Here is a 25,724-nt window from a genome sequence, read left to right on the forward strand (position 1 = left end):
GAGCATCCGGAAAGCCTTCGACACCGACACGACGTCGGCCTGGGACCGCGTGTTCCCGGCCACCGCTTGGCGGAGCCGGGACGACGACGATCCCGTCGGCGCACTCTGGCGCGGCGCGCAGATCTTCCGGATGCTGGGTTTCCTGTACGCGCTCAGCTTCAACATCACGATCAACGACGAGCTGTCCCGCCCGGCCGTGGCGTGGGTGCTCTTCATGCTCCTCACCGGCGTCAACTTCCTGCTGGCCGCCGGTTATCTCCTGGGCCCCGGGCGACGCTGGTGGTGTATCGGCGCGGAGTTCGCCGTGTTCATCGCCGCGATGCTCTCCACCTTCCTCGTCGCCGACGACGCCTGGATCGCGAACAACCAGACGTGGCCGACCACCCTGTGGGCCGCGAGCGCACTACTGTCGGCGGCGGTGCTCGGCGGCACGTGGGCGGGCGCGCTCGGCGGCCTGCTGATCGGCGTGACCAATTTCGTGGTCAAGGGCGAAGTGTTCATCAACATGGGCAACCCGACGTTCCTGCTGATGGTGGTGGCCGGCATGGCGCTGGGCCTGGCCGCGTCCCGCGCTCGCATCACCCACGCCCAACTCGCCGTCGCGGTCCGGGTGGCCACCCAGGCGCAGGAGCGCGATCGTTTGGCCCGGCACGTGCACGACGGCGTGCTGCAGACCCTCGCCCTGATCTCGCGACGCGGGCAGGAGATCGGCGGTGCCACCGCGGAGCTCGCCGAACTCGCGGCCACGCAGGAGTTGCGCCTCCGTCGACTCATCGCCGAAAGCCCCGTCGACGGCCCCGTCCCGCCGACCGGCACCCTCGACCTGGGACCCGCGCTGCGCGCCCTGGTCGACGAAACCGTCTCGGTGAGCACCCCCGCCGATCCGGTGGTGGTGCACGCCGACACCGGCGCGGAGCTGCTGGCCGCGGTCCGCAACATCCTGAACAACACCGCCCTGCACGCGGGTGCCGAGGCGCGCAGCTTCCTGCTGCTCGAAGACCTCGACGACGAAGTGGTGGTGAGCGTTCGGGACGACGGCTGCGGTATCGCGCCCGGCCGACTCGAGGAGGCCGCCGCGCAGGGCCGGATGGGCATCAGCCGATCCATCATCGGGCGGGTGGAATCGCTCGGCGGCTCGGTTTCGCTGAAATCCGCCCCCGGCGCGGGCACAGAATGGGAACTGACCGCACCGACCGGGTGCACGAGTTCCGCCGCACGGAAGGACACCACCTCATGACCGATACCGCTCCGATCCGAGTGATGGTGGTCGACGATCACCCGATGTGGCGCGACGGCGTCAGCCGCGACCTCACCGACGAGGGCTTCGACGTCGTCGCCAGCGCCGACTGCGTGGCACGCGCCGTGGAGGTCGCGCGGGCGGTGACCCCCGACGTGATCCTCATGGACATGCATCTGCCCGACGGCACCGGCACCCAGGCCACCGCCGGCGTGCTCGCGGTGTCCCCGAAGTCGCGCATCCTGGTCCTGTCTGCGTCGGAGGAACGCGACGACGTCCTCGACGCGGTGAAGGCCGGGGCCACCGGCTACCTGGTCAAGAGTGCCCGCCGCCCCGAACTGGTCGCCGCCGTGGAGGCCACCGCCGCCGGACAGACCGTCTTCACGCCGGGCCTGGCCGGACTGGTGCTCGGCGAATACCGACGGCTGGCCAAGGAGCCGACGCCGGAGGCGCCCGCCCTCACCGAACGGGAGACCGAGGTCCTGCGCTGGGTGGCCAAGGGCCTCAGCTCCAAGCAGATCGCCGAACGACTGCACCTGAGTCCGCGCACCGTCGAGAACCACGTCGGCGCCGCCCTCCGCAAACTCCAGCTCGGCAACCGTGTCGAACTGGCCCGCTACGCCCTGGAAAACGGCCTTTCCTGACCTCCCGTAGCACCATCTGCGCAGATCAGGGCGCTTCCACCTAGGTAAACTAGGTAGTTCTGCGCATGCCCCGGCGGCGGTCGCGAATCAGACTTATCGGTATGAGCGCAGCCAACGACCCGATGGCCGCCGTCGCATCGATCAACGACGAGCTGGCAGACATCGCCACCCGTCTCACTCGGGTCACCGCTCGGGTCGCCGCCTTGACCGACGGTCTCGCCGCCTCCGCGCTCACCGATTCTCCCCAGGCTTCTGCCGATGCCGCCGTGCCGGCCGCTGTCGACTCCGCCCGGCGCCAGGCTCCGGAACCCGCTGCCGTTCTCGCTCCCCCGGTACGCCCGGTGCCGCCGAAGAACCGCGCCATGGCCCCCTCTCCTGTCACCGCCCCGCCTGTCACCGCCCCGCCGGTCGGCGTGCCCCAACTGCAGTACGCCACCGCGCACACCGGCTTCGCCGCTCCGCAGTATCAGCCCGCCCCGTTCCCCGCGCCGCTGCCGGCTCCGCCGCGCACTCCGGCCGCGCCGAACCGTCTCACCGCGGCCGGTGCCGGGGGCCAGCTCGGCAAGATCCTGGCCTTCGCCGGTGTCGCCATCACCTTGATCGGCGTGGTGCTGCTCCTCGTCCTCGCCGCCCAGGCCGGTCTGCTCGCGCCGCAGGTGCGGGTGACCGGCGGAGCGGTCCTGGCCGCGGCGCTGGTCGGCGCAGGCATCGTCGTCGGCCGGTCCCCGGCCAAGCGGTCGGCGGCTGCCGCCCTCGCCGCCACCGGCATCGCCACCGCGCTGTTCTGCGTGCTGGCGGCGACGAACATCTACCACTGGCTGCCGGCCCTCGCCGCACTCGTGTTGACCGGCATGATCGCCGCGGGCGGCTTCGTCTTGGCCCGCCAGTGGGACAGCCAGCCGCTCGGCCTCGCCGTCGGCGTCGGTCTGGTGCTGTTGGCCCCGTTCCTGGCCGACGGCGACGACGCGGTGCTGCTGGCGTTCCTGCTGGTCTACGCGGCGGCCACCCTGGCCGTCCAGATCGGTCGCGACTGGCCCGCACTGTTCGCGGTCAACACCGCGGCGACGGCCGTTCCGCTGGTGCTGCTGCTCAGCCGCGGCGGCGACGCGTCGGCCACCGCCTTCCTGATCGGCGCCGCCGCAGCGTTCGTCCTCGCGATCGCCTCGGCGATCGTCTTGCTCCGCAGTTCGGGCGCACCGGTCGCACTCGCGCTGACCAGTTCGGTGCCGCTGCTGCCGATGCTCGGCGCCGACGCCGTTCTCGCCACCACCCCCGCCGCCCTGCTGTGGGCCGGCGTCGCGGCGGTCCTGATCACCCTCACCGTGGCCGGTTCCCTGGTGCCCGGCAGCACGCTCGGCACCCGCACCGTCTGGCTGGCCGGCGCGGCTGTCGCCGGTGTCGCCATCGTGGCGATCCTCGGCGGCGCCGACGCTCTGCAACTCGGCTTCCTCGGGGTAGCACTGGCCCTCGGACTGGGATCCCGCTTCGACGCGGAGCTCACCGCGTCGTACCGGATCATCGGCACCGTAGCGTTGGGCGCCGGACTCCTGTCGATCGCACCCCAGGCGGCGATGGCCCTGAGCGACGCCGACTGGCTGGGCGCTGCGCACCGCACCCAGGTGTTCACGGCCGCCGTGCTGGCGCTGGCCGCACTGGCCGCACTCGGTTGGTCGTGGGTCCGCGGGGCGCGCGGTTCGGAATCGACCGTGATCGCCTGCGTCGGCGGCCTGATCGCGCTCGCCCTGATCAACGTCCTCTGCGTCGCCGCGGCCGCCGTCGTCACCGACGGCAGCGACGCCGGGTTCCGCAGCGGCCACCTCGCCGCGACGGTCATCTTCGCCGCCGCCGGAGCGGCCGCACTGATATGGGCGCGCCGCCTGCGCGGCACCAACCGCGCCCTCGCACTGACCGCCGGGCTGCTGGTGCTGGCGACCGCGGTCGCGAAGCTGTTCCTGTTCGACCTGTCGGCGCTCGACGGCATCTTCCGCGTCGCCGCCTTCATCCTCGTCGGCCTGGTTCTCCTCGGACTCGGCGTGGCCTACGCCCAGACCCTGGACGACGATCCGTCGTCGATCCGCCCGTCCTCCTTCGAGGATCCCCCGACCGGGCCCATCCCGGTCGCCCCCATTCCGGTTTCGGTGACACCGCAAAAACACCGCTGAGGGGTCGTTGATGGCCGGCCCTCCCATTCGGGAGGACCGGCCATCACGTGTTTCTACGCCCTATTCGGGGCGTGGCCTACCAGTCCTCTTCGTCGAAGACGACCATGCCGCGGATATTGTTGCCCTCCAGCATGTCGTCGTAGGCCCGGTTGATGTCCTCTAGCTTGTAGGTCTGGGTCACCAGGTCGGCCAGGTTCAGCTGGCCCGCGCGGTACTCGTTGAGGAGCTTGGGCACCTGGGTGCGCGGTCCGGCGCCGCCGAAGATCGCGCCCTGCACGCGCTTCTGCAGCAGCGTCAGCTCGAACAGGTTCAGCTTCACGTCCATGGCCGCGTAGTCGCCCATGCCGACCACGACGACCTGTCCGCCTTTGCCTGCCATCGCCATCGCGGGCGCGATGTACTCGCCCTTCATCTCGCCGACGGTGAGCACCACCGTGTTGGCCATCGTGCCCCAGGTGAGTTCACCGACCACCGGGAGCGCCGCCTCCATGGACTCGAAGACGTGGGTGGCGCCCAGCTTCTCGGCCATGTCGCGCTTGAACTTCACCGGGTCCACCGCGATCACGTGGCGCGCACCCGCGGCCTTGGCGCCCTGCACCGAGTTGATACCGACACCGCCGATCCCCACCACCACCACGGTGTCGCCGACCTTGGAGCCGCCGATCTCGGTGGCCGAGCCCCAGCCGGTGGCCACGCCGCAGCCCAGCAGGGCGGCCTCGCGCAGGGGAATGTCGTCTTCGATCTTCACCAGCGACGCCTGGTTCACGGTGATGTACGGCGAGAAAGTGCCGAGCAGACACATCTGGGTGAGTCCGGTGCCGTCGGCGGTACTGACGCGGTGGGTCTTGTCGGCGATCGACAGACCTGTGAGCAATCCGGCACCTTCGTCGCAGATGTTCTGCTGACCACGCGAGCACGGACCGCAGACGCCGCACGCCGGGATGAACGCGGTCACCACGTGATCGCCCTCCGCGAACCGGGTCACGCCCGGGCCCACCTTGACCACGATGCCAGCGCCCTCATGTCCACCGACCACCGGGAACGGCGCCGGACTCTGGCCAGTGCGCAGGTGGTGGTCGGAGTGGCACAACCCGGAGGCCACGAGCTTGACCTGCACTTCGCCGGCCACCGGATCGCCGAGTTCCACCTCCTCGATCTGCCACTCTTCGTTCACTCCGTGCAGAACTGCGGCCTTGGTCTTCATTCGCACTTCCTCATCGTCGATACCGGGATCATTCGGGCGGACTCCGCCGCCCTCCTCGATGGTGGCCCGGAGTGTTCGAACGCGAGCCCGATTCACAGAATCGGCTGTGCCCGAGATGCCCGACCACGGCGCGGGGATGCGGGAATAGGGCCCGGATGTGTCTACATTGGGGAGCCGTGGCAGCGAAACACAGGAGAGCACTGGCGACGGAACCGCCGACGCCGAACGAAGACGCGGCCACCGGCAACACTTCCGGCTATCGCCTCGATCTCGACGGCCTCCGGGGCGTCGCGATCTTCCTCGTCGCCGTCTTCCACGTCTGGTTCGGCCGAGTCTCCGGCGGCGTCGACGTCTTCCTGACCCTCTCCGGTTACTTCTTCATCGCTTCGCTGCTCAAGCACGTCACCAACTCGACGTCGCCGTCGGTCAGCTGGAATCGGGCCGTCAATCCGTGGCGGCGCCTCAAGCGACTCCTGCTGCGCCTGATCCCCGCACTGTTCCTGCTGCTGGCCTTCGCCGCGGCGATGATCTGGTGGATCATGCCCACCACCCGCTGGGGACCGCTGGGCGAGGAGATCGTCGCCTCGGCGCTGTACTACCAGAACTACCTGCTGGCTTTCTCCTCGCAGGACTACGGCGCCGCCGACTCCGCGGTGAGCCCGCTGCAGCATCTGTGGTCGATGTCCATGCAGGGCCAGTTCTTCGTCCTCACCCTGCTGGTCGCGCTCGCCCTCGGCGGCCTCCTCAAGCTCGGCGCCAAGCGCTGGGAGGTCCTGGGCCGTCGGAACACGGTGGCCTGGATCGTCGGCTTGGCCCTGCTCGGCGTGGCCGTCGTCTCGTTCGCCTGGGCCAACTACCGCCACGGCATCAACCAGCCGTTCAACTACTACGACACCGTCGCCCGACTCTGGGAGCCGCTCGTCGGCGGCCTGCTGGCCATCTGGATGCCGCGCCTGCCGATGCCGCAGTGGCTGCGCACCCTGCTGACCGTCGTCGGCGTCGCCCTGATCGCGACGTCGGGCATCTGGATCGCCGGCGTGGAGCAGTACCCGGGCGTCATGGCGTGGGTGCCCGTGGGCGCAACGCTGCTGCTGATCTGGGTCGGCTCGTCGCGCACCGCTCGTCATCCCGTCCCCGGCGCCGACCTGTCGCTCGGCGGCAAGGTCCTGGCCCACCCGTGGATCGTGTGGCTCGGTTCCATCGCCTACTCGCTGTACCTGTGGCACTGGCCCATCCTGATCTTCTACCTGACCTGGCGCTTCAAGGACCGGGTGTCGTTCCTCGAAGGCGCAGGCATCCTGCTCCTGTCGGTGCTGATCGCCTGGCTGTGCACCAAGTACATCGAGACGCCGCTGCGCTCCGGACGCGGCAAGGGCTTCAGCGTCCGCTACCGCCGGATCCTCGCGGTGATCGTGGTGGCGCTGACCGTCTTCGGCGGCACCAGCGCCGTCTACTGGCAGGCACGCGCCGCGTCGATGAAGGTCGACACCAGCAACCTGGACCCCCGCCTGTACCCGGGCGCCCGGACGTTCATGGACGACGCCCCGGTGCCGGCGATCCCGCCGGTGCCGTCGCCCGAAGCCGCCAAGGAAGACTGGCCGCTGAGCCACGGCCCGCACTTCAGCAACTTCGGCGACCTCTCCGTGAAGGTCGGCGTGTACGGCGATCCGACCGCCACCCGGACCATCGCCGTGGTCGGCGGCTCGCATTCCGAGCACTGGATGACCGCGCTCGACGAGCTGGGCAAGCGGCACGGCTTCCGCGTCACCACGTACATGAAGGCCGGTTGCGCATTGAGCACCGAGGCCGTCGTCGAATACCAGGGCCGCAAGCTCACCGAATGCCAGGACTGGGTTCAGAAGGTCATGGACCAGCTCGCCGTCGACAAGCCGGAGATCGTGTTCACGACGAGTACCCGGCCCGTCCCCGGCGCCGCCCCCGGCGACTACGTGCCGCAGGGCTACCTGGACATCTTCGAGGAGTTCCGCGAGCGCGGGCAGAAGGTGATCGCCGTGCGCGATACGCCGTGGGGCATGGATCCGCCGATGGACCCGCCGGACTGCATCGCCGAGGGCCGCAGCCCCAACGTGTGCGGTGTGTCGCGCGACCGGATGCTGTCGCCGGTGAGCCCCACCGAGGAGATCGCCGCGGAGTTCCCGAACATGACGTTCATCGACTACTCCAACGCGGTGTGCAATGACACCTACTGCCCGGCCGTGGTCGGCAACATCCTGGTGTGGCACGACCGCCACCACCTGACCACCGCGTTCGTCCGCAGCCTGATCCCCTACCTGGAGCGGGACATCCAGCAGGCCACCGGCTGGTGGTGACCAGCGCCACAGCTCAACGGCGCAACACAGCTACCTGCCAGGTTCGCCTGTTAGCGTGACCGGCGAGCCTGCGGGCTCAGCTTGCTTATGACGACTACTGACGCCTTCACCCAGACCGCGCCGTCGCCCTCGGGGCCCACGGCCGGTGCGGTGACGGCATCGTCGTCGGACACCTCGACGCAGAAGGCGGCCACCACCAAACGGCCGTATCTGTTCCAGGTCGATCTGATTCGCGCGACGACGTTCGCGCTGGTGATCTTCGTCCACACGCTGACGCAGACCACCGACGAGCTGAACAACATCGGCACCAACAGCACGTCGCTGCTGTTCCATGCGACGCGTAACGTCTTCTTCGCGCTCACCGGTTTCGTACTGATGTACCAGTACCAGGGGCGCGAGGACTTCCGCGCCGTCTCGTTCTGGCGTCGGCGGATGAAGCTGGTGATCCTGCCGTACATCCTGTGGTCGGCGGTTTACTGGGTGATCATCGGCATGTGGGCCTGGGGTCGGCTCGACGAGGTGCCGCACAGTCTGGACGAGTTCTGGCAGCAGCTGCGCTGGGGCACCGCGGGCTTCCACCTGTACTTCCTGGTCGTGATGCTGCAGGTGTACCTGCTGTTCCCGCTGATCCGGTGGCTGGTGCAGAAGACCCGCGGCCACCACGGCGCACTGCTGGCGACCAGTTTCGCGCTGCAGATCGCCGTGTTCGCGATCATCACCTACTGGACTCCGCCGGAGAGCTGGTCGAGCTGGTGGTGGCACCACTACGCCACGTTCGTGCCGTACCAGTTCTTCATCATCGCCGGCGCCGTCGCCGCCGCCCACCGCGTGCGGTTCGACGAGTGGATCACCGGCAAGGGCGGCTGGCTCGGCCTCGCGCTCGCCGGCACCGGCGCCTTCGCGGTCGGTCTGTACCTCTACGAGGCCTTCGTGAAGGGCACCGTCCACAGCAACGACAGCGCCTTCGCCGTCACCCTGCTGCCGTGGCTGGTCGTGGCCGCGCTCTCGATCTACGCGCTCGGCCGCCACTGGTCGGCGAACATCCGCCCGCGCGCACCGCGTTTCGCGAAGGCGGTGGCCTACGCGTCCAACCGCAGCTTCCCGGTGTTCCTGGTGCACGTGCTGGTGCTGTTCTTCCTGCTGCGACCGAAGACCGACGGCCAGCCCACGCTGGTGCACGCCCTCGGTCAGCCGTGGGGCACGATCGTCACCTACCTGCTGACCATCGGCATCTCGCTCGCCGCGGTGGAGGCGCTGCGGCGCGTGCCGGGTTCGATCTACCTGACCGGCCGCCCCCGCCTGCCCTTCCGCTGGCAGATCTGACCGACGCCAAAGGCGTTGAACATGGCGCGCGGGCGCGACAGTAGGGCTTCCCGGAAGTAATTACGCACCAACGACAGTCCGGTGCAGCCGTCGCACGGCGCGATCACCCCGGTCACGTCGATCCCCTCGGCCCGGCACAGTCCGACCGCTCGGCCGACATGGAAACCCTGGGTCACGATCAGTGCCCGCCGAACCCCGAACTCCTCCGCCGAACGACGACACGTGGCCGCCGTATTCATGCCGATCGGATCGTCCACGATTGCCACGGCCGGCACCCCGGCGGCCTCCAGGTAGGCACGCATGGTGCGGACTTCCCGGCCCGCGTCGTCACTGTCGTTGCCGGAGTTGACGATTCGATCCACCCGGCCGGCGCGGTAGAGCTCGGCGGCGACGTCGAGCCGATTGCGCAGGTAGGTTCCGGGCTCACCGTCGGCCGCCTTGGCGCCCAGCACGATCAGCGTGGTCGGGGCGTTCGCCGGCAGCTGGTGGGGTTCGACGACCCGCCCTCGCGCCGCAACCAACGACCACGTCGACGCCACCAGCACCACGAACGAGAGTGCCGTCGCACCCCACCACACCAGCATCGTCGGTCGAATCCTCACCCGCCCAACGGTAGTCGCGAGATGCGTTCGACCCGCTCGCGGTGTCGCGAGCGGGTCGAGCTGTCACTGCCTGCGGTCGGCAGTCGACTAGCCGATCGACAGGAGATCTCCCGTACCACCGGGGGAGCCCGCGCCGCTGTCGCCGCCGAGGAGGTCAACGGCCGCGGGAGCGTTCGCACCCGAGTCACCGCCATCGTCAATGACCACAGGCTCCGGAGTCGACTCGACAGTCGAGGCCGTGGCCGGGGCACCGTCGACCTGTGCCGAGAGGGTCTCGGGAGCGGTGGCCGAAGCATTCGTCGTGGCGCTCGTGTCGTTCTGACCGAAGAGTCCGCCGAGGAAGTCCGGCAGATCCGACTCGACCTTCGGCGATCCGCCGTCGAACGAGATACGCACGAGATCGCTCTGGAACTGCGGAACGAACTTGCCGGCCATCAGGTCGATCAGCTCCGGAGGCAGCGGGAGCACACCGCCGAGCCCGGCCATCAGGTCAGCAAAGTTGTCTCCGAAGGGCGACATCAGGCCGACGTCGAAGGGATTCTTGATCGCGTACCAGGTCGGCTCCCCCTCGCCGGCACTATTCTGCTGGAAGATGAACAGGACGCTGGTGCACGACCCCTGACTCTTGCCGTCCTCGTCCGCGATGCTGGCCGTGCCGTAGAGCGCCGTGCAAACCACGTCCCTGTCGCCAAAAATAGTCGTCGTGGCCGTCGCGATACCGCCCAGTGCGGTCGCGTCAGCGCTGCCACCGCCGATAATGGGCATGGCGTTCGCGATCGCGATACCCAGCGGCAACGCCTGGGCAGTCGCGGTACCTGCGACCCCCAGCGCCAAGGCTCCGCCGAAGAGGGCATCAGCATTGGCCGTACCGTCCAAGGCCGCAATCGCGATCGCACCCGATGCGAAGTAGTCCGAGGACGCCGTCGCATTGCCGCCGAGGATCGCCAGCGCCGTGTTGTAGCCAGTGCCCGAAATGGTCGCAAAGGCCGGAACCAGCGTCACCGCGCCGAGCGGATCCTGAACCGGCACTGCAATTGCGCCGTTCAACGACGAGAGACCCAGCGGAAAATCAGGGAGGACCACCCCGAGGATCGCATCACCGATGGTGGCGATCACCGACGTCTGCGCGTCAGTGCAATCCGCCTTCGACTCCGGACCGAGCAGCGGGTCGCTGCTCTCCGACTTTCCCGGGTCACAGGAGACCACTCCCGGCAGGCCGATATCGATCACGGCGTTCGCCGGCGGCGCGGTGATGCCTCCCATGAGGAGCGCAGCAGAGGCGCTGGTGGCGGCCAGGGTCATCGCTGCGCGACGGCGACGGATTCGGCGGGCTGGTGAGGAAGCCATATGAGACTCGATCCTGTGCGTAGATGTACCTGTAATGAATGACCCCAGACACTGTGACACTAGGCATAGGCGAGTCCGATTTTTCGGAAAACTAACTATTTCTACTCAGTGGTCTCAATCCGCCCACCAGCGACCCCTTGCCGGGTAGGGTCGCCGGTCCCGCGATGCGGTTCGGCCCGCTCACCCAGGTGGCGAGCGGGCCGAACTCTGCCTCGACTTCGAGAGTGACGGACCTAGAGCGCGGGCTCGAGTTCGATCGACGGGGCCTCGACTGCGGCGTCGGATCCACCGAGGTCCAGGCCACCGGCCGAACTCGGATCGCTCGGCGCCAGCGTCACTGCGGGCGCCTGGTCGACGACAGGCCGCTCCGCCGCGAGCGGCGGTGCGACACGGTCGGCGACGACCGGCGACACGTCCTGCTCCAGCGCTGGTCCGCCGATGCCGTAGCCCGACACGCTCTGCACGTCCGCCTTACTGAGGCCCAGGTCGCTCAGGCCGAGCAGCGGTCCGCTCGCCCGGCTCTGCCCGAAGATGCCCTGGAAGAACTGCGGCAAGTCGGTGGCGAACACCGGCATTCCATCCTGGAACGACACCCGGACGATAGAGCCCTTGAGTTCGGGGACGAACTTGCCCGCCATCGCCTCCACGATCGGATCCGGCAGCGCACCGCCGGTGACCAGCTTGCCCACCTTCGCAAGCAGATCCGCGATGTTGTCGCCGAACGGCGACACCTGGTTCACGTCGAGCGGGTTCTTGATCGCGTACCAGACCGGGCCGTCATCCTCCTGGTACTGCTGGAAGATGAAGAGCACGCTGGTGCACGACTCGATGTTCTTGCCGTTCTTGGAGTCGGTCACGCTCGCCTGCGCGTACACCGCGGTGCACACCGCATCCTGCGACCCGTCGATGGCCGAGCTCGCGCTGGCGATGCCACCGAGCGCCGTCGCCTGCACATCCGCACCATTCCAAATATGCGATGAGTTGGCGATCGCAAAGCCCATCGGTAGCGCCTTCGCCGCCGCCGAATTCTTGGTGATCAGCGGGACCGAGATCGCCGTCGCCAGCGCGCCACCGAACAGCGCATCCGCATTCGCCACGCCGCCCATCGCGGCGATCGCGACCGCGCCGGCCAGGAAGTAGTCCGACGACGCCGTCGCTTCACCGCCGAGTACCACGATGGCGGTGTTGTAACCGGTGCCCTTGATCGTCGCGACGCCGGGAATCGGCCACGGAATGTCGATCGGGCCCCAGATGTCCTTCTCGCCGATCCCTGGCGTCGCGATTGCAGTGTTGAACGTCGACGGCTTGATCGGGAAGCCCGGCAGGAGCACACCGAAGATCGCGTCTCCCACCGTGGCGATCACCGACTTCTGGGCGTCTTTACAATCCGCGGTCCCGTAAAACTGAATCGGACCGATGAGCGGCGGCTTCCAATCGATCCCGTCCTTCTCGTACCCACCCGGCTCACACTGGGCGATCAACGGGAAGTCGCCCAGATTGAGCGCGTTCGCCTGGGCAGGCATCAGCCCGCCCGCGAGCAGGGTCGCGGAAGCGCCGACGGCGACGAGCCCGGCTGCCTTCTTGCGACGACGATTCTTACGGTTCAACGAAGTAGCCATGAGTCCTCACACGTCATCGGGCCCCCGCCCACGCCAGAGAGTAGCTGAGAGGATCCTTAACGGCGCACCCCGATCGCGTGACAACACGTCGAATGCACTCCGCGACTGCACTCCGCGACCGGCGCCGTCCACGACATGAGGCCGGGGTCCCGATCCGCCCGAAAAATGGTATCTGCCACACTGTTCATCGATTAGTGACCCGGCCCTACTTGCAAGTAGGACCGTATGAAGGGAGGCGCCGTGCAATACATGCCGGTGACGCAGTCGATGTTCCTCATCGCCGAAACTCGCGACCAGCCGATGCATGTCGGCGGCCTGCAACTCTTCCTTCCCCGCGACTGCCAGACCGCCGAGGAGCTGGCCGAGGAGATCCACGAGAAGTTCCTCGCAGCCACCGACATTCAGAGCACCTTCCTCAAGCGTCCGGCCAGCCCCGCCAACCTCGCCGGCTACACCGCCTGGCAGCAGGCGCACGATATCGACTTCGACTACCACGTGCGCCGGATCATCCTGCCGCGTCCGGGCGAGATCAAGAACCTGCTCCGCTACGTCTCGCTCAACCACGGCGCCCTGCTCGACCGGTCGCGCCCGATGTGGGAACTGCACATCATCGAGGGCCTGGCCGACGGCCGCGTCGCCCTCTACAGCAAGATCCACCACTCGTTGGCCGACGGCGTGACCGCACTGCGCATGCTCCAGCGCACCCTGACCACCGACCCGGACGACCGCGGCGGAACCGCCTTCTGGGACAACGACCTGCTGCGCCCTCGACGCAAGCGCCCGTCGGCCCCGAAGCCCAGCCTGCTGTCCCGCGTCACCGGCGCTGTGGGCTCGGCCGTGGAGATGGCCGACGAACTGATCGGCACGGTGCCCGCGGCCGCCAAGATCGCCGCCGCCGGCGTCTTCGACCACGACTTCGTCGCCCCCATGCAGATGGCGCCCGACACCATCTTGAACGTTCCGATCGGATCGGCACGACGGTTCGCCGCCCAGGACTGGCCCGTCGAGCGGCTGCGCGCAGCAGCCCGTCGCCACTGCATCACCTTCAACGACGTGGTGCTGGCGATGTGCTCGGGCGCCCTGCGCCGCTACCTGGACGATCAGGACGCGCTGCCCGACGACTCACTCCATGTGTGCCAGCCGGTGTCGCTGCACACCGAGGGCGACAGTGCGTCCAACGCGATCACCGCCATTCTGGCCCGGCTGGCCACCGACGTCGCCGACCCGGCAGAGCGGCTCCGCGAGATCGTCGCCTCCACCGCCAGCGCCAAGGGTGTGGTCCGCGAACTCAAGCCGCTGCAGTCCCTGGCACTGGGCGCCGCCAACGTCTGGCCGCTGGCCTTCGCCCCGGTCCCCGGCTTCGTGAACTACACCCCGCGCGGGTTCAACCTGATGATCTCCACCGTCCCGGGTCCCGAGGAGGACCTGTACTGGAACGGCGCCAAGCTCGACGGCTGCTACCCGGTCTCCATCCCGATGGAGGGCCTGGCCATGAACATCACCATGACCACCGTCGCAGGCAAGGCCAACTTCGGCATCATCGGCGCGCGCGCTCAGCTGCCGCGCCTGCAGCGGATCCTCGACCATCTCGAGATCTCGCTGGTCGAGCTCGAAGAGATGGAACCGCTGCAGCAGGGCGCCTGACGCCGACTGGCCCGCCTTATTACTCGCTGGTAACATCAGCGGGCACCACACGCGCCACCTGCCGAGTTAGGTAAACCTTTGCAGCGCTGGACCGGGTGCAACCTTTACGGTAAGCCAAAGGAATAGATGCCAGGTTTCCGCTGATGCATCCGCATCACGGGCTGGCCATGGTACGACCTCAAGAAAGGCCGGTACTCCAGTGACGACCACAACGGTTGTGATCGGGTCCATCGCCGTCGTCATCAGCTTGTTCTGCTGGGCGCTCTTCATCAGCGGAGCGACGCGGATCGTACGCGCCGTCGCGCAGGGCGAGAAGGTGGAGGGGAATCGCTTCGCGAGCCCCGTCGCCCGCCTCTGGAACATGCTGGTCGAGTTCGTCGCGCACACCAGGATGGCCAAGTTCCGCACCGTCGGCTGGGCCCACTGGCTGGTGATGTTCGGCTTCCTGATCGGCGCGATCTTCTGGTTCGAGGCGTACGGCCAGATCTTCGACCCGGCGTTCCATTGGCCGGTCATCGGCGCCTGGAACGTCTACATCTTCGCGGACGAGATCCTGGGTCTGGGCACCGTCATCGGCATCACCGCGCTGATCATCATCCGCCAGCTCAACCACCCGCGCCTCCCCAAGCGCCTGTCGCGCTTCTCCGGTTCGGACTTCCGCGCCGCCTACTTCGTCGAGATCGTCGTCCTCATCGAGGGCCTCGGCATGATCTTCGTGAAGACCTTCAAGATCGCGACCGGCCTGGAGAATCCGCCGATCTGGACGTCGTTCTTCACCCACTACTTCGCGCAGCTTTTCGAGGGTTCGTCCACGTACTGGGTCACTGCCGCGGCGGTGATCAAGCTGATGAGCGGCATGATCTGGCTCGCCGTGGTCGGCCTGAACGCCAACTGGGGCGTGGCCTGGCACCGCTTCGCCGCGTTCCCGAACATCCTCTTCAAGCGGGAGACCGACGGCGGCCCCGCCCTCGGCGCCCTGCAGCCGATGATGTCCAACGGCAAGGTCCTGCACATGGACAACGCCGACCCGGACAACGACACCTTCGGTGCGGGCAAGATCGAGGACTTCACGTGGAAGGGCCTGCTCGACTTCACCACCTGTACTGAATGTGGCCGTTGCCAAAGTCAGTGTCCGGCGTGGAACACCGGTAAGCCGCTGTCGCCGAAGCTGATGATGATGTCGCTGCGTGAGCAGGCACTCGGCGTGGCCCCGTACCTGATCGCCGGCGGCAAGAAGGACATGAGCGGCGAGGAGATCGGCCTGCTCGATGCCGACGGCAATCCCGACGAGGCCGCACTCGCCAAGATCCCGGAATCCGCTCGCATCGCCGCCGACCGCAAGCTGGTCGGCGAGTCCGAGGGTCTGACCGGCGCCGTCATCGACGCCGAAGCACTCTGGAGCTGCACCACCTGTGGCGCCTGCGTCGAGCAGTGCCCGGTCGACATCGAGCACATCGACCACTTCGTCGACATGCGCCGCTACCAGGTCCTGATCGAATCGGACTTCCCGACCGAGCTGGCCGGCCTGTTCAAGAACCTGGAGAACAAGGGCAACCCCTGGGGCCAGAACCAGTCCCAGCGCACCGCCTGGATCGACGAGCTCGACTTCCACGTCCCCGTCTACGGGCAGGACGTCGAGTCGTACGAGGGCTACGAATACCTCTTCTGGGTCGGCTGCGCCGGCGCCTACGAGGACCGCGCCAAGAAGACCACCAAGGCCGTCGCCGAACTGCTGAACATCGCCGCCGTCGACTTCATGGTCCTCGGCCAGGGCGAGACCTGCACCGGCGACTCCGCCCGACGCGCGGGCAACGAGTTCCTGTTCCAGATGCTGGCGCAGCAGAACATCGAGACCTTCAACGAGCTGTTCGGCACCGCGCCGACCCAGCGCAAGAAGATCGTCGTGACCTGTGCACACTGCTTCAACACCATCTACAACGAGTACCCGCAGGTCGCGGCTCTCGACGGCGGTCAGGCCAGCGCCGGCCAGTACGAAGTGGTCCACCACACCCAGCTGCTCAACCGCCTCGTGCGCGAGAAGCGACTGGTTCCGGTGGCCCCGGTCGGCGGCCGCGAAGTGACCTACCACGACCCGTGCTACCTGGGCCGCCACAACACCATCTACGACGCTCCGCGTGAACTGATGGAAGCGTCCGGTTCCACCCTCACCGAGATGCCGCGCCACGGCTCGCGCTCGATGTGCTGTGGCGCCGGTGGCGCCCGGATGTGGATGGAAGAGCAGATCGGCAAGCGCATCAACGTCGACCGCGTCGACGAGGCGCTCGACACGCTGGCCAGCACGCCCACCAAGGACGACACCAAGCTCATCGCGACCGGCTGCCCGTTCTGCCGCGTGATGCTCACCGACGGTGTCGACGCCCAGACCGCGGGCACCGAGCAGGAAGACAAGATCGAGGTGGTCGACGTCGCCCAGATGATTCTGGAAGGCGTCAAGCGCGGTCAGCTCGAGGGGATCACCCGCGGCGACAAGTTCCACGGTCCGAAGCACAAGGCCAAGCCCGAGCCCGAGCCGGTGAAGGCGGCTGCTCCGGCAGCGGCCGTCGCTGCTCCGGCAGCGGCCCCGGCCACCGGTGGCGCAGCCAAGCCTGCGGCCGGCGGTCTTGCACCCAAGGGCGGCCTGAAGAAGCCGGGCGGGTTGAAGAAGCCCGGCGGCGCAGCCGCTCCGGCTGCTGCAGCCCCTGCCGCTGCCGCCGAGACGGCCGCACCGGCCGAAGGCGGCCTGGCGGTCAAGGGCGGACTGAAGAAGCCCGGCGGCCTCAAGAAGCCGGGCGGGATCAAGAAGCCCGGCGCCGCAGCCGCTCCGGCTGCGGCAACCCCTGCCGCTGCCGCTCCCGCCGCACCGACCTCCGACGAGGCCGAGTCCGGCGTGACCACCACGGCCTCGACCGAGGGCAAGGCGAAGGGCTTCGGCATGGCCGGCGGCCTGAAGAAGCCGGGCATCAAGAAGCCGGGCGCACCCAAGCCCGCCGCGGCAGCTCCGGCCGCTGAGACCCCCGCTGCGGACGCACCCGCGACCGAGGCGCCTGCCACCGAAGCTCCCGCAGAGGCGGCGGCACCGGCGGCTGCGGCCACCACCGCTGCCACGCAGGGCGCGGCCAAGGGCTTCGGCATGGCCGGCGGCCTCAAGAAGCCGGGCATCAAGAAGCCAGGTGCGCCCAAGGCTCCGGCCGCCGCCGCACCGGCAGCGGCGCCCGCCGAGGCACCGGCTGCTGAAGCGCCGGCTGCGGAAGCACCTGCTGAGGCTCCCGCTGCTGAGGCACCGGCTGCCGAGGCTCCGGCCGCGGCTCCGGAAGCCGCTGCCACCGAGGCGGCCACCACCGAAGGCACCGCCGGCAAGGCCAAGGGCTTCGGGATGGCCGCGGGCAAGAAGCGCCCCGGCAAGTAGTCAGCACGGCAGAAGTTCCTGCACCGGGCGGCCCCGCACTCCTCGCGAGTGCGGGGCCGCCCGCATCTGCGGTCACTGACTACGGTGGTCCGCATGACTGGGCAGACCACCGCCGCGCCTGCATCGAACGCGTTCCGCCTCACCGATCCGCGCATCGGTGTGCTGCTGGCCGCCTTGCTCGGCACCACGGCGCTGACCGCCGTCCTCGGCATCACCGACACCGCCGCGCCGCTGAGCTACCCGAGCCGGTTCCTGGTCTGGAATCTCTTCCTCGCTTGGATTCCGCTGGGCTTCGCTTTCGCGTTCGTCGGCGTCCGTCGGCGGATCTGGCTGGTGCCCCTCGGCGTCGCCTGGCTCGCGTTCCTCCCCAACGCGCCCTACCTGGTGACCGACCTGGTCCACCTTCGTCACGGCTACGAACTGTGGCGGCACGTCCTGCAGTACGGTTTCGCGGCCTGGACCGGGATCGTGCTCGGCGTGGTGTCCATGCGGCTGATCCACCGCCGCCTGACCGCCGAGTTCGGCCGCGCGGTCGGCTGGGCCGCGATGGCGGTGACGGTGGCCCTGTGCGCCGTAGGCGTGGTGATCGGCCGGTTCCAGCGCTGGAACTCGTGGGACCTGGTGCACCGACCCGAGGCAGTAGTGGCCGGCACCTTCGACTGGGTGCGCAATCCGTTCTCCCACGTGGAATCCACCGGCGTGGGCCTGGCGGTCGCCGCCTTCCTCGCCCTGGCCTACCTGACGCTCTGGGCCTACGAAGCGGTCGCCGCCCTGCCCCGCCGCACCCCTGACCTCCCGCACCAGCCCCTGAGCTGAGTTTCATGTCCTCGAAAGCACCCGTCAGGTGCCTCCGCGGACGCAAAACTCCCGGCGGGAACGCTGCCCGCAGGCAGACCCGCGATCAGCACCGCCCGCACGGTCCTTGGCAGCACACAAGAAGCCCGGGCGACCAGTACAGACCTGGCTCGACAGTCACCAGCGCGAACCACTGCCGCTGCCCCTATCCCCGGCCACCTCGCCCCCGCAGAAGTTCCACGTCCCCGGAAGCACCCCGGACGTGCCTCCGCGGACACACAACTTTCAGCTCGGACGGAACCGCAGCGAGGCCGCCCGCGTCTAATCCACATGAACGCCGATCTCCGCGCACTCCTGGCCGCCAACGACGGCGTGCTCACTCTCGCCCAGGCCCACGCCTGCGGCCTGACGCGTCGGCAGATCCAAGGGCACGTGAAGCGGAAGGACTGGGAGCGGTACGGGCGCGGCGTCTACCTCTCCACCTCGCACGAGTTCACCGACCGTGCGAAGGTGCGCGCAGTGGTGGCCGCTCACCTCTGCGGTGTCGCCGACCGGCTCACCGCGGCCTGGTGGTTCGGCATGATCGCCCCGCAACCCGGCTCGGACACCGCACCGCTGCCGGCGCCACTGACGGTGTGCGTTCCGCCTACTCGCCACCAAGCGCCCCGACTTCCCGAAGAGGTTAGTGTCCTGCGCCGGGCGATCGCTGCGGAGGACCTGACCGAACGCCACGGACTGGCGATCACCGCGAAGCCGCTCACGGTCTTGGCCGCCGCCGGCCTCATGCCCAGTCCCGCCGGCTTCCTCGACCGCGTCCTCGCCCAGAAGACGGTGACCGTGCCCGAGCTGACCCGGACCGCCGAACGCAATGCGCGCATGCACGGCCTGCGGCCGGCGCGCGACCTGCTCGCCTCGCTCCAGGAGGGCACGGAGTCGGAGGCGGAACGGATCTTCGTGGAGTTGCTGCGCCTGCACCGGATCACCGGGTGGGTGCAGCAACATCGCTTCGGGAAATGGCGGCTGGACGTGGCATGGCCGGCCGAGCGCGTCTCGGTGGAGATCAACGGGTGGGCCTATCACCGCGACAGCGAGCGCTTCGAGCGCGACAACGCGAAGGCCGCCGAGCTCGCCGCCGCCGGATGGTTGCCGCTGAGCTTCACCTGGAGGCAGCTCACCGAGGAGCCCGAGACCTGCATCGCCCGCGTGGCCGCGGCACTGGCACTGCGCCGCGCCTGATCTCACTCCCGGTAGCGCACCAGCAGCGGGGCGTGGTCGGAGAGCCGCTGGTCGGCCGCGGGTTCCTTGTCGACGCTCACCGACACCGCGCGCCGCGCCAACCCCGGGGTCGCCAGCTGGTGATCGATCCGCCAGCCCACGTCCTTGGTGAACGACTCCCCCGCCCAACTCCACCAGGTCAGCGGTCCGGGACGGTCCCCGTGCAGGCGGCGCACCACGTCCACCAGCGTCCGCGGACCGGTGACGGCACCGAACCACTCGCGCTCCTCCGGCAGAAAGCCCTCCATCTTGCGCGCCGCACGCCAGTTGGTCACGTCATGCTCGAGGTACGCCACGTTCAAGTCGCCGACCAGCACGAACTCCCGCCCCGCGCGCAGCGCCGCCAGCCGTGACCGCTGCAGTTCCCGCGCGAAGCCCGCGAGGAACCGCATTTTCCGAGCATGCTTCGCGCCGCCGTCCGGCTTCTCCCGCATGGAACCCGGCCGCTGCAGCTCGGCCGGCAGCCCGCCCTTCGGGAGGTACAGGTTCGCCACCGTGAGCGGACGGTCCGCCAGGTCCACCTCGATGTACCGTCCCTCGGCGGCGAACTCGCCGAGCCCGCGCGCCCGCGGCGGCGTCGTCGCCCAGGTGCGGACGGCCGCGGGTTCGTCGCGGGTCAGCACAGCCACCCCGTTGCGGCCGGGGATCGACCCCACGTCGACGGCGGCGACGTAGCCGGGGAACTCGCCCACCTTCTCTGCGCTGCACCGCAATTCCTGGATCGCGACCACGTCCGGCTGCCGCCGAGCAAGCCACTCGTCGAACCCCCGACGACGCGCCGCCCGGATCCCGTTCACATTGAACGACGCGACGGTGAACCCCGCGCCGGGGTCCGAATCCAGCGGCGGCGGCGTGAACTGCGTCATGGCGTTCACCCTGCCGCACCGGGTTTGCGGAATCCACTTGCGTCCGACTGACAGAATGGAACCCGTGAGCCGACCGTATGTATCCCACCAGAACCTGAACCTGCGCACCCTCGAGCAGTCCGACAAGCTCAAGAACGTGTGCTACGAGATCCGCGGTCCGGTGCACGAGCACGCAGCACGGATGGAGGCCGAAGGCCATCGCATCCTCAAGCTGAACATCGGCAACCCCGCCCTCTTCGGCTTCGAGGCCCCCGACGTGATCATGCGCGACATGATCCACGCCCTGCCGTTCTCCCAGGGCTACTCCGATTCGCTCGGCATCCTGCCCGCCCGCCGCGCGATCGTCACCCGCTACGAGCTCATCGACGACTTCCCGTACTTCGACGTCGACGACGTCCTGCTCGGCAACGGTGTCTCCGAGCTCATCACCATGACCATGCAGGCCCTGCTGAACGACGGCGACGAGGTCCTCATCCCCTCGCCCGACTACCCGCTGTGGACGGCCATGACGGCCCTGTCCGGCGGCACCCCGGTGCACTACCGGTGCGACGAGGACAACGACTGGAACCCGAGCCTCGAGGACATCGAAGCCAAGATCACCGATCGCACCAAGGCCATCGTGGTGATCAACCCGAACAACCCCACCGGCGCGGTCTACTCCCCCGAGATCCTCAAGGGCATGGTCGACCTCGCCCGCAAGCACTCGCTGCTGATCCTGGCCGACGAGATCTATGACAAGATCCTGTACGACGACGCCGTCCACACCTCCATCGCCACCCTCGCCCCGGACATGCTGGTGCTGACGTTCAACGGCCTGAGCAAGGCCTACCGCGTCTGCGGCTACCGCGCCGGCTGGGTGGTGATCACCGGCCCCAAGGACCACGCGCGCGGCTTCATCGAGGGCCTGCACACCCTGGCCTCGACCCGACTGTGCAGCAACGTGCCCGGTCAGCACGCCATCCAGGTGGCGCTCGGCGGCTACCAGAGCATCGACGCCCTCTGCGAGCCGGACGGCCGCCTGTACAGGCAGCGCACGGTGACCTGGGAGAAGCTCAACGAGATTCCGGGTGTCAGCTGTGTGAAGCCGATGGGTGCCCTCTACGCGTTCCCCCGCCTCGACCCCGAGGTCTACGAGATCCACAACGACGAGAAGTTCGTCCAGGACCTGCTCCTGCAGGAGAAGATCCTGGTGGTGCAGGGCAGCGGTTTCAACCTCCCCGACACCAACCACTTCCGGATCGTGACGCTGCCGTGGCGCCAGGATCTGGCGGAAGCGATCGACCGGATCGGTAACTTCCTGTCGTCGTACCGGCAGTGACCTGCGCGTATGCGGCCCCTCCCGGCCGCATACGCGCCACCCGACCCGGGTGCTAACTAGAGCTAGCAGTTCACTGTTACGAGTGGTAACGTGCATCGCACCAACTCATTCGGCAGAAGGTGAACGCACATGGTGTCGTGGAATCGCTCCTCGGTCAGCAGTGACGGAATGGACCTCGCGGTCTTCGAACTCGAGGCGCCCGACGCTCCAGCCGATCGCCCCACCGCGGTCCTGGTGCACGGCTGGCCCGACTCCCATCACCTCTGGGACAACGTCGCCCCGCTGCTGGCCGACGACGTGCGCGTGATCTCGTACGACACCCGCGGCTACGGCGAGAGCACCCGCCCCGACCAGGTCGAGGCCTACCGCCTCGAGCACCTCGCGCAGGATCTGTTCGCCGTGATCGACGCCGTGAGCCCCGGCGTCCCGGTACACGTGATCGGGCACGACTGGGGTTCGGTGCAGGCCTGGGAGGCCGTCACCACGCCCGGTGCCGAGGACCGGATCAAGAGCTTCACCTCGGTGTCCGGTCCCAACCTGGACTTCCTCGGCGAGTGGGCGCACGCCAACATCACCCGCCCCACCCCGGGCAACGTGGGTCGCGCGCTCTCGCAGGTCGCGTCGTCGGCCTACACCGCCTTCTTCCAGCTGCCGGTCCTCCCCCAGGCCTTCTTCTCCGCGTTCGGTTCGGAGAAGGTGTGGACCGAGTTCCTGCACGCGGTCGAGGGCACCCCGCGCGAGAACGTCTCGTTCGCGCCGACCCTGCGCGAGGACATGATCTCCGGCCTGCGCTTCTACAGCGCGAACATCCGCGAGAAGCTGGCCCGCCCCAACCCGCGACCCACCGTCGTGCCGGTGCTGGAAGTGGTCAATGAGCGCGACATCGCGCTGCGTCCGGCCATCTACGACCTGACCCACACCCACGCGAACAAGCTATGGCGCAAGAACTCCGCCACCGGCCACTGGCTGCCGTACACCAACCCGACCTACCTGGCCGACACCGCGCGCGAGTTCATCGCGATGATCGAGAACGGCACGTCGAGCGCGCCCAACACCATCGATCGAGCGCGTCGTCTCGGCCCGCCGCAGAAGCTCGGCGGCAAGCTCGCCGTGATCACCGGCGCGGGCAGCGGCATCGGTCGCGAGACCGCGTACGCACTGGCCGAGCTGGGCTGCGAAGTGGTCCTGGCCGACATCAACGTGGCCGGTGCGGAAGAGACCGCGACCGAGTGCAAGGCCAAGGGCGTGCTCAGCCACGTCTACGACCTCGACGTCTCGAGCACCACCGCGGTCAACGAGTTCGCCGAGAACGTCCGACGGGCCCACGGCGTCCCGGACATCGTGGTCAACAACGCGGGCATCGCCCTGGCCGGCTCCGCCCTGGCCGCGTCCGACGCGCAGGTGGACCGCCTCTTCGACATCAACCTGCGCGGCGTGATCAGCGGCAGCCGCGCCTTCGGCAAGCAGATGGTGGAGCGCGGCACCGGCGGGCACATCGTCAATCTGGCGTCGGCCGCGGCGTTCACGCCGTCGCGCGAACTGGGGCTGTACTCGGCCAGCAAGGCCGGGGTCCTGATGTTCTGCGAGTCGCTGCGCGCCGAATTGGCCGAGCACAAGATCGGTGTCACCGCGATCTGCCCGGGCATCGTGCACACCAACATCACCTCGGTCACCGAGATCGCCGGCACCGACGACGAAGAGGGCAACCGCAAGCGGATCGACGCCTTCTACGCCAAGCGCGGCTTCACCCCGGACAAGGTGGCCCGCGACATCGTGAAGGCCGTCCTCGCGAACAAGGCCGTGGTCCCGGTGACCCCGGAAGCCAAGTTCGGCTACCGCTCGTACCGATTCTTCCCCTGGGCCTCGCGGATCGCCGCGCGCCAGAAGCTGACGAAGTAAGGATGTCGACGATGACCACCACCCAGCCGACGCATTCCACCCCCGAGACCGATCCGGGCAAGGTGGAACTGCACGCCCGCAACGTCGAGTTCGATCTGAGCCAGACGCCGCTGCACTGGATCCCCGGCCACCCGGTCGCCTCCAACTTCATCACCGTGCTGAACCTGCTGCTGCCCGAGGGCGAGCGCTGGTTCGTGGAGACCTTCAACGAGGCACTGCCGATGATCAAGGACGAGGAGCTCGCCGCCGACATGCGCGGGTTCATCGGCCAGGAGGCCATGCACGCGGAGGCGCACGACCGCGCCGTCGAGGAGTGGCTGAACCGCCACGGCATCGACGCCAAGCCGTACACCGACCAGATGGAGTGGATCTTCCGCCGCGTCTTGGGCCCCAGGGAGGGTGGCACGCCGGAGCAGCGTCAGAAGCACCTCGTCGAGCGCCTGTGGCTGGTCGCCGCGATCGAGCACTACACCGCGATCCTCGGCGACTTCGCCCTGAACTGCACGTGGGCCGAGAACGGCGCCGACCCGAACATGATGGACCTGTTCGTCTGGCACGGCGCCGAAGAGGTGGAGCACCGCGCGGTGGCGCACGACGCCGCCGCCTACTTCACCGACACCATGTTCAACCGCGCCCGCGCCATGGGTCTGGCCCTGCCGTTCCTCGCGCTGCTGCTGGTCCGCGGCTTCCGGTTCATCATGAACGAAGACGGCTCGGTCAGCATCGGCCCGATCGGCAAGGTCGCCGGCTACTACCGCGGCGGTCGCGCCGGGGTGCTGCCGAAGATCCGGCACCTGCTGGGTGCCACGTTCAGCTACTTCAAGCCGAGCTTCCACCCGCACGACATCGGCGACACCGCCCAGGCCGTCGCGTACCTCGCCTCTTCCCCGGGCGCGCGCCGAGCAGCATAAGGCGGACGATGAACCACATCTTCCACGAGCACGAGACCTCGCTGACCACGGAGCCGCCGCACCTGTACGGGCGGTGGCGCCGGGACCCGCTGATGCGGGTCACCACCGGTCTGCGCAAGGTCTGGTTCCCGCTCTTCGCGAAGTTCGAACGCGTCCGGACGCTGTCGGAGGACGACGGCATGCTGACGCTGGAGATCATCGGCCGCGACGTGGTGGCGCGCGACGACAACGTCATCGCCCTCACTCTCGCCGCCCCGAACGGGGCCGTACTGCCCCAGTGGCACCCGGGCGCGCACCTGGATCTGCATCTGGACTCGGGACGGATGCGGTCGTACTCGCTGTGCGGCGATCCCGGTGATCGACGGTCCTACCGCATCGCGGTGCGCCGGATCCCCGACGGCGGCGGTGGTTCGATCGAGGTGCACGACACCCTGAACGTGGGCGACACCGTCTCGATTCGCGGCCCGCGCAACGCTTTTCCGCTCGCCCTGCCCGGTTACGGTTCGTCGGCGCGCACGCTGCGCTTCGTCGCCGCGGGCATCGGCATCACGCCGATCCTGCCCATGTTGGCGATGGCCGACCGCTACGGACTCGAGTGGACGATGATCTACTGCGGCCGCAGCGCCGAGTCGATCCCGTTCATCGACGAGCTCGCGCGCTACGGCGACAAGGTCACCGTGCGCACCGACGACGTCGACGGCCTGCCGACGATGGACGAGCTGGTGGGCCCGCAGCTCGCCGCGAACGCCGAGCTCGCGATCTACACCTGCGGCCCGGTCCCGATGCTGGAGGGTCTGCGGACCCACCTAGCCGGCCGCGGCGACATCGAGCTGCACTTCGAACGCTTCTCGCCGCCGCCGATCCTCGACGGCACCGCGTTCGACGTGACGCTCAACTCCACCGGCGAGACGATCACCGTCGCCGCCGACGAGTCGGTGCTGACCGCGATCCGCGCGGTCCGGCCGGGCGTCCCGTACTCGTGCCAGCAGGGCTTCTGCGGCACCTGCAAGATGCTCACCACCTCCGGCGACGTCGATCATCGGGACGGACTGCTGACCGAACCCGAGCGGGCGGCGGGCTACTTCCTGCCGTGCGTCTCGCGGTGCGACTCCGCCGAATTGGCCGTAGACGCCTGATCGTCG

The 25,724-nt window shown here is 68.6% G+C and carries 18 protein-coding genes; 13 read left to right on the plus strand and 5 right to left on the minus strand.

From position 1 onward, the window contains the following. Nucleotides 1–4: 4 nt before the first annotated feature. The 3 genes from macS (at nt 5) to ABD989_RS14440 (ending at nt 4,043) form a co-directional block, all read left to right on the plus strand. Nucleotides 5–1,237, plus strand: a complete 1,233-nt coding sequence (gene macS, locus ABD989_RS14430) for a MacS family sensor histidine kinase (RefSeq protein WP_425556541.1) — start codon at nt 5–7, stop codon at nt 1,235–1,237. Beyond that, entirely contained in the window at nt 1,234–1,881 is a 648-nt protein-coding gene (locus tag ABD989_RS14435) for a response regulator (RefSeq protein WP_246993652.1), read from the plus strand. The genes macS and ABD989_RS14435 overlap by 4 nt, the downstream gene beginning before the upstream one ends. Before the next feature lie 101 nt (nt 1,882–1,982). Next, nucleotides 1,983–4,043 (plus strand): DUF2339 domain-containing protein, encoded by a 2,061-nt coding sequence (locus ABD989_RS14440; RefSeq protein ID WP_345314017.1) that lies wholly within the window; start codon nt 1,983–1,985, stop codon nt 4,041–4,043. Between the two features lie 76 nt (nt 4,044–4,119). On the opposite strand, the gene ABD989_RS14445 is transcribed toward ABD989_RS14440, so the two are convergent. Continuing rightward, entirely contained in the window at nt 4,120–5,247 is a 1,128-nt protein-coding gene (locus ABD989_RS14445; RefSeq protein WP_246993650.1) for an NDMA-dependent alcohol dehydrogenase, read from the minus strand. A gap of 155 nt (nt 5,248–5,402) precedes the next feature. Here ABD989_RS14445 and ABD989_RS14450 point away from each other — a divergent pair, with 155 nt between their 5' ends. Further along, complete coding sequence (locus tag ABD989_RS14450; protein WP_425556539.1) at nt 5,403–7,577, plus strand: acyltransferase family protein; 2,175 nt, start codon at nt 5,403–5,405, stop codon at nt 7,575–7,577. An 87-nt stretch (nt 7,578–7,664) separates the two neighbouring features. Continuing rightward, a complete protein-coding gene (locus tag ABD989_RS14455; protein WP_345314019.1) occupies nt 7,665–8,900 on the plus strand; it encodes an acyltransferase in 1,236 nt (411 codons plus the stop codon). Here the strand turns inward: ABD989_RS14455 and ABD989_RS14460 are convergent. The 3 genes from ABD989_RS14460 to ABD989_RS14470 all read right to left on the minus strand — a co-directional run bounded on the left by ABD989_RS14460 (nt 8,855) and on the right by ABD989_RS14470 (nt 12,468). Continuing rightward, nucleotides 8,855–9,502 carry a SanA/YdcF family protein gene (locus ABD989_RS14460; RefSeq protein WP_345314020.1) on the minus strand — a complete coding sequence of 216 codons (648 nt, stop codon included), beginning with the start codon at nt 9,500–9,502 and terminating at the stop codon, nt 8,855–8,857. The genes ABD989_RS14455 and ABD989_RS14460 overlap by 46 nt on opposite strands. Before the next feature lie 87 nt (nt 9,503–9,589). Then, nucleotides 9,590–10,804: a hypothetical protein gene (locus ABD989_RS14465; protein ID WP_345314021.1), complete on the minus strand. Its 1,215-nt coding sequence runs from the start codon at nt 10,802–10,804 to the stop codon at nt 9,590–9,592. 278 nt (nt 10,805–11,082) lie between these two features. Then, the gene (locus ABD989_RS14470) at nt 11,083–12,468 is read right to left on the minus strand and encodes a hypothetical protein (RefSeq protein WP_345314022.1); all 1,386 of its coding nucleotides are present in this window, start codon (nt 12,466–12,468) and stop codon (nt 11,083–11,085) included. A 240-nt stretch (nt 12,469–12,708) separates the two neighbouring features. On the opposite strand from ABD989_RS14470, the gene ABD989_RS14475 reads away from it, so the two are divergent. The 4 genes from ABD989_RS14475 (at nt 12,709) to ABD989_RS14490 (ending at nt 19,549) form a co-directional block, all read left to right on the plus strand. Then, entirely contained in the window at nt 12,709–14,112 is a 1,404-nt protein-coding gene (locus ABD989_RS14475; protein WP_345314023.1) for a WS/DGAT/MGAT family O-acyltransferase, read from the plus strand. A 199-nt stretch (nt 14,113–14,311) separates the two neighbouring features. Next, complete coding sequence (locus tag ABD989_RS14480; RefSeq protein WP_345314024.1) at nt 14,312–17,518, plus strand: (Fe-S)-binding protein; 3,207 nt, start codon at nt 14,312–14,314, stop codon at nt 17,516–17,518. Between the two features lie 93 nt (nt 17,519–17,611). Continuing rightward, nucleotides 17,612–18,334, plus strand: a complete 723-nt coding sequence (locus tag ABD989_RS14485) for a DUF1361 domain-containing protein (RefSeq protein WP_345314025.1) — start codon at nt 17,612–17,614, stop codon at nt 18,332–18,334. 309 nt (nt 18,335–18,643) lie between these two features. Beyond that, nucleotides 18,644–19,549 (plus strand): type IV toxin-antitoxin system AbiEi family antitoxin domain-containing protein, encoded by a 906-nt coding sequence (locus ABD989_RS14490; protein WP_345314026.1) that lies wholly within the window; start codon nt 18,644–18,646, stop codon nt 19,547–19,549. Nucleotides 19,550–19,551: 2 nt separating this feature from the next. Here the strand turns inward: ABD989_RS14490 and ABD989_RS14495 are convergent, their stop codons facing one another. After that, nucleotides 19,552–20,454 carry an exodeoxyribonuclease III gene (locus ABD989_RS14495; RefSeq protein ID WP_345314027.1) on the minus strand — a complete coding sequence of 301 codons (903 nt, stop codon included), beginning with the start codon at nt 20,452–20,454 and terminating at the stop codon, nt 19,552–19,554. 64 nt (nt 20,455–20,518) lie between these two features. On the opposite strand from ABD989_RS14495, the gene ABD989_RS14500 reads away from it, so the two are divergent. The 4 genes from ABD989_RS14500 (at nt 20,519) to ABD989_RS14515 (ending at nt 25,718) form a co-directional block, all read left to right on the plus strand. Next, the gene (locus ABD989_RS14500) at nt 20,519–21,772 is read left to right on the plus strand and encodes a pyridoxal phosphate-dependent aminotransferase (protein ID WP_345314028.1); all 1,254 of its coding nucleotides are present in this window, start codon (nt 20,519–20,521) and stop codon (nt 21,770–21,772) included. 129 nt (nt 21,773–21,901) lie between these two features. After that, nucleotides 21,902–23,671: an SDR family oxidoreductase gene (locus ABD989_RS14505; RefSeq protein WP_345314029.1), complete on the plus strand. Its 1,770-nt coding sequence runs from the start codon at nt 21,902–21,904 to the stop codon at nt 23,669–23,671. An 11-nt stretch (nt 23,672–23,682) separates the two neighbouring features. Continuing rightward, on the plus strand, nt 23,683–24,582 hold the full coding sequence (locus ABD989_RS14510) for a metal-dependent hydrolase (RefSeq protein ID WP_246993639.1): 900 nt from the start codon (nt 23,683–23,685) through the stop codon (nt 24,580–24,582). Between the two features lie 8 nt (nt 24,583–24,590). After that, a complete protein-coding gene (locus tag ABD989_RS14515; RefSeq protein ID WP_246993638.1) occupies nt 24,591–25,718 on the plus strand; it encodes a PDR/VanB family oxidoreductase in 1,128 nt (375 codons plus the stop codon). Nucleotides 25,719–25,724: the final 6 nt, after the last annotated feature.

Origin of the sequence: Gordonia alkaliphila (genome assembly GCF_039542465.1) — a bacterium.
Classification (GTDB): Bacteria; Actinomycetota; Actinomycetes; order Mycobacteriales; family Mycobacteriaceae; genus Gordonia; species Gordonia alkaliphila.